Here is a 3,281-nt window from a genome sequence, read left to right as displayed (position 1 = left end):
CGACGGATGCGGCGACCCCTGCCAGCAGCAGATTGCGCACGATGTGCCGTACGCCGAGCGGAGCCGTGGAAGCGCCGCCGAAGCACCGGCAGGCCTCCTTGGTGCCCCGGGCGACGACAGCGGCGATGACGACGGCGAAGACGGTGAGCAGCGCCGCGGCGATGGCGAGGCCGAGGCCGACCGCGCGGGCTCGCGGCACGAGGAGCAGCAGACAGACGAGCCACTCGGTCGCCACCACGGCGAAGGCGACGGCGCGGACCGCGGTGCCGGGCAGGACGTTCAGTCGGCCGAGCGAGGCGGTGAACGCGCCGAAGGAGCGCCTGCCGGACACTTTGCTCCAGGCGGCGGCCAGAAAGACCGTGCCTATGAGGATGCGAACGCCGAACTCCGCGTACTGCATCGGCTTCCACCTTCCACGGGCGGACGACGGACGAAACGACGGACGAAACGACAGAGGGGGCGGCGCGCGGGCGGGCGGGAACACGAGGGGTGCGGGGCGCCGGAGAGACGAGGGGTGCGGGCGCCGGAGACACCGGTGGCCGGTTGACCGGCGAACCGGAGGTGCGCTGCCGGTCACGTCCCACCGGCGTCCCCGGACATCCTTCAGATCACCCCACCGGGATCACCCCACTGGATCACCCCACCGGGATCACCGCGCCGGGCTCAGCAACTCGGGCAGCTGCGCCAGCAGTTGATGGAACCGCAGTAGGTGTTGACGCAGCAGGCGCTGCGCGCGCACTGCCAGCACTCGTTGAAGCACTGACACGCGCGGGCCGAGGCGGATGCCTCCACCTTGGGGACGAACAGGCCCAGGAGCCTGTTGCTCATGGATTCCAGTGCCTTGGACATGGTCCTCCTTCTGGAAGGCGGGTCGCGGACGCCGCGACCCGGGATGCCTTGCGGCGATCCCGGAGATTAGTGACGTCCGGAGCGGCGGTTCCACTGTCCGGCCGTCCTGGACGTGTCCAGGACACGTCCAGGACGGCGACATCCGTCAGGAGACAGCCGTGCCCTCCAGTTCGACCAGCTGACCGGGGAGCGCGAGGCGCCGTACTTCGAGCATCGTGGACGTCGGCGCCACCCCGGCGGCGCCAAGTCGCGCGGCCAGCAGGCCGTAGTGCGGGAGAAGCAGGTCGACGTCGGTCGTGTAGACGTTGAGGCGCACGAGGTGCGCGAGTGACATGCCGGCCTCGCCGAGCACGGCCTCCAGGTTGTCGATGGCCAGTCTCCACTGCGCCGCAACGTCGCCCTCGTGCTGGGGCCTGCCGTCTTCGCTCATCGCGGTCTGTCCGGAGATGTACAGGGTCCTGGTGTGCCCGGAGACGATCTCTCCCTGGTTGAAGCCCAACTCCTTGGACCACGGCACCGGGTTGACCGCGACTCGTTCCACTGCCACGTCGGCTCCCTCTGGTTCGTCGATGTGTCGGTACGTCGATGTGTCGGTACGTCGGCTGCGCGCGTGCCCGCGTCGGCGGATGGCCGCCCGCGGTGACGCCGCCTCGATGAGCCTCGCAACGAATCACGACACCCCTCGTCACGTATTCCTCTAGGGTTTTCGTATGCGTGCCGACCGGCTGGTCTCCCTGGTGCTGCTGCTGCGTCGGCACGGGCGCCTCACGGCCGACACCCTCGCCCGCGAGCTGGAGGTCTCCACGCGCACCGTGCTGCGCGACATCGAGGCGCTGTCCGCCGCGGGCGTCCCGGTCTACGCCGAGCGCGGCAGGCACGGCGGCTTCGCGCTGCTGCCCGGTTTCCGGATCGAGCTGACCGGGCTGAACCAGGACGAGGCCCTTGCCCTGCTGGCCGCCGGTTCGGTCGGCGGGGACCAGGTGTTCGGCCTCGGCCCGGCGCTCGCGTCGGCCATGCGGAAGGTGGTCGACGCGCTGCCCGAGAGTCACCGGGCGTCCGCGAGTGACGGGGCCCGGCGGCTCCTCGTCGACCCGGACACCGACCTGCTCTCCCGGCGCGTGGCCGTCGACAAGGTGCCGGAATCCACGATCGCCGAGGTCAGGCGCGCGGTGCTCACGGGACACAGGCTGCGCATCCACTACGCGGCCACCGGCCAGGAACCCCGGTGGCGCACGGTGGACCCGATCGGCCTGGTGACCGTGCGCGACACGGGCTACCTCCTGGCCATGCGGGCGGGAGCGGACCGCACGTACCGCCTGTCGCGGGTGCTGGCCGCCGAGGAACTCCCCGAGACGGCGCAGCGGCCCGACCGGATCGACCTGGACCGGATCTGGCGGGAGCGCGCGGCGCGGTTCCTCTCCGAGGACCACCTCTCCGTACTGGTACGGGTGCGACCGGCGCGGCGTGCGGAGCTGCTCGACGCCGCGCTCGCCGTCCGCGCGGAGGAGCCCGACGCGGACGGCTGGCTGCGCCTCGCGGTGACCTACCAGGACTCCCGCCACGCGGAATGGGCGCTGTGGCAGCTCGGCATGGACGCGGAAGCTCTGGCTCCGCGGTCGTTGCGCACCGCCCTTCGGGACCGGGCCGCCGCGATCGCCGCGCGCTATGCGGACGCGGACGCGGACGCTGCTGCGCATACGGACACTGGTGCGGCCGGAGGATGAGCGCTCACCGCACGGGAGAGTGGACGCTCGCACAGGACGCGCCCCTTCGGGACGGTGCCCCGGCGGTGTCCTCGGCGTGGACGCGGAGCAGGGTGGCGACCCAGCTCCGGTAGGGCCGCCACCGGTCGGCGATCCTGGCCAGTCCGGTGACGTCGGCGGCGGCCGGGGCGCCGAGTCCGTACGCGGCGGCGATGCTGCGGTGCACGCGTGGTTCGCAGCGCGGGAAGACGTCGGGATGGCCCGCTCCCCTGATGAGGATGAGCTCGGCGGAGAAGGGGCCGATGCCGGGCAGGGAACGCAGCTCGGCCAGGGCGTAGTCGCTGGGCAGGGCACGCAGGCGGGCCGCGTCGAGCTGCCCGGCGAGCGTGGCCTCGGCCAGCGCGTGCAGCCGCTGGATCTTGACGTCGGTCAGGCCGGGCACCTCGGTGAGGGTCCGCAGCACGGCCGGGGTGGGAAAGGCGTGCAGAGTCCGGCCCGCGACCTTCACCGGGTGTCCGTGCCGTTGGGCGATGCGGGCCTTGATGGCGGCGGCCCGGGCCATGCGGACGCGGTTGCCGATGATGGCCCAGGCGGCGGCTTCGTAGGGCGAGTGGAAGCACACCGGGCGCAGCCCCGGGTAGTCCGCCATGAGCCCGGCGACCACCGGGTCCTCGGCGAGCGCCGGGAATCCCGTGGCGTCGACGTCGAGGGAGAGGATGCGGGCGAGCT

At 72.3% G+C, this 3,281-nt stretch carries 5 protein-coding genes; 1 reads left to right on the top strand and 4 read right to left on the bottom strand.

Features of this window, described 5'->3' with window-relative positions; all coding sequences use genetic code 11:
* From AB8Z36_RS34980 to AB8Z36_RS34970, 3 genes are all read right to left on the bottom strand, one after another.
* Window positions 1-400 (bottom strand): MauE/DoxX family redox-associated membrane protein (locus AB8Z36_RS34980; protein ID WP_369217416.1); only part of this gene is annotated, 400 nt, incomplete at its 3' end.
* Between the two features lie 263 nt (window positions 401-663).
* Window positions 664-828 carry a hypothetical protein gene (locus AB8Z36_RS34975; RefSeq protein WP_369217415.1) on the bottom strand — a complete coding sequence of 55 codons (165 nt, stop codon included), beginning with the start codon at window positions 826-828 and terminating at the stop codon, window positions 664-666.
* A gap of 166 nt (window positions 829-994) precedes the next feature.
* Entirely contained in the window at window positions 995-1,390 is a 396-nt protein-coding gene (locus AB8Z36_RS34970) for a RidA family protein (RefSeq protein WP_369217417.1), read from the bottom strand.
* 169 nt (window positions 1,391-1,559) lie between these two features.
* On the opposite strand from AB8Z36_RS34970, the gene AB8Z36_RS34965 reads away from it, so the two are divergent.
* On the top strand, window positions 1,560-2,573 hold the full coding sequence (locus AB8Z36_RS34965) for a helix-turn-helix transcriptional regulator (protein ID WP_369217414.1): 1,014 nt from the start codon (window positions 1,560-1,562) through the stop codon (window positions 2,571-2,573).
* 4 nt (window positions 2,574-2,577) lie between these two features.
* Here the strand turns inward: AB8Z36_RS34965 and AB8Z36_RS34960 are convergent.
* On the bottom strand, window positions 2,578-3,281 hold a 704-nt coding region (locus AB8Z36_RS34960; RefSeq protein WP_369217413.1), incomplete at its 5' end, for a DNA-3-methyladenine glycosylase family protein.

This window comes from Streptomyces flavofungini, from assembly GCF_041028215.1.
In the GTDB taxonomy this organism is placed as follows: Bacteria; Actinomycetota; Actinomycetes; order Streptomycetales; family Streptomycetaceae; genus Streptomyces; species Streptomyces flavofungini_B.
This window is presented reverse-complemented; position numbering and strand designations above follow the sequence as displayed.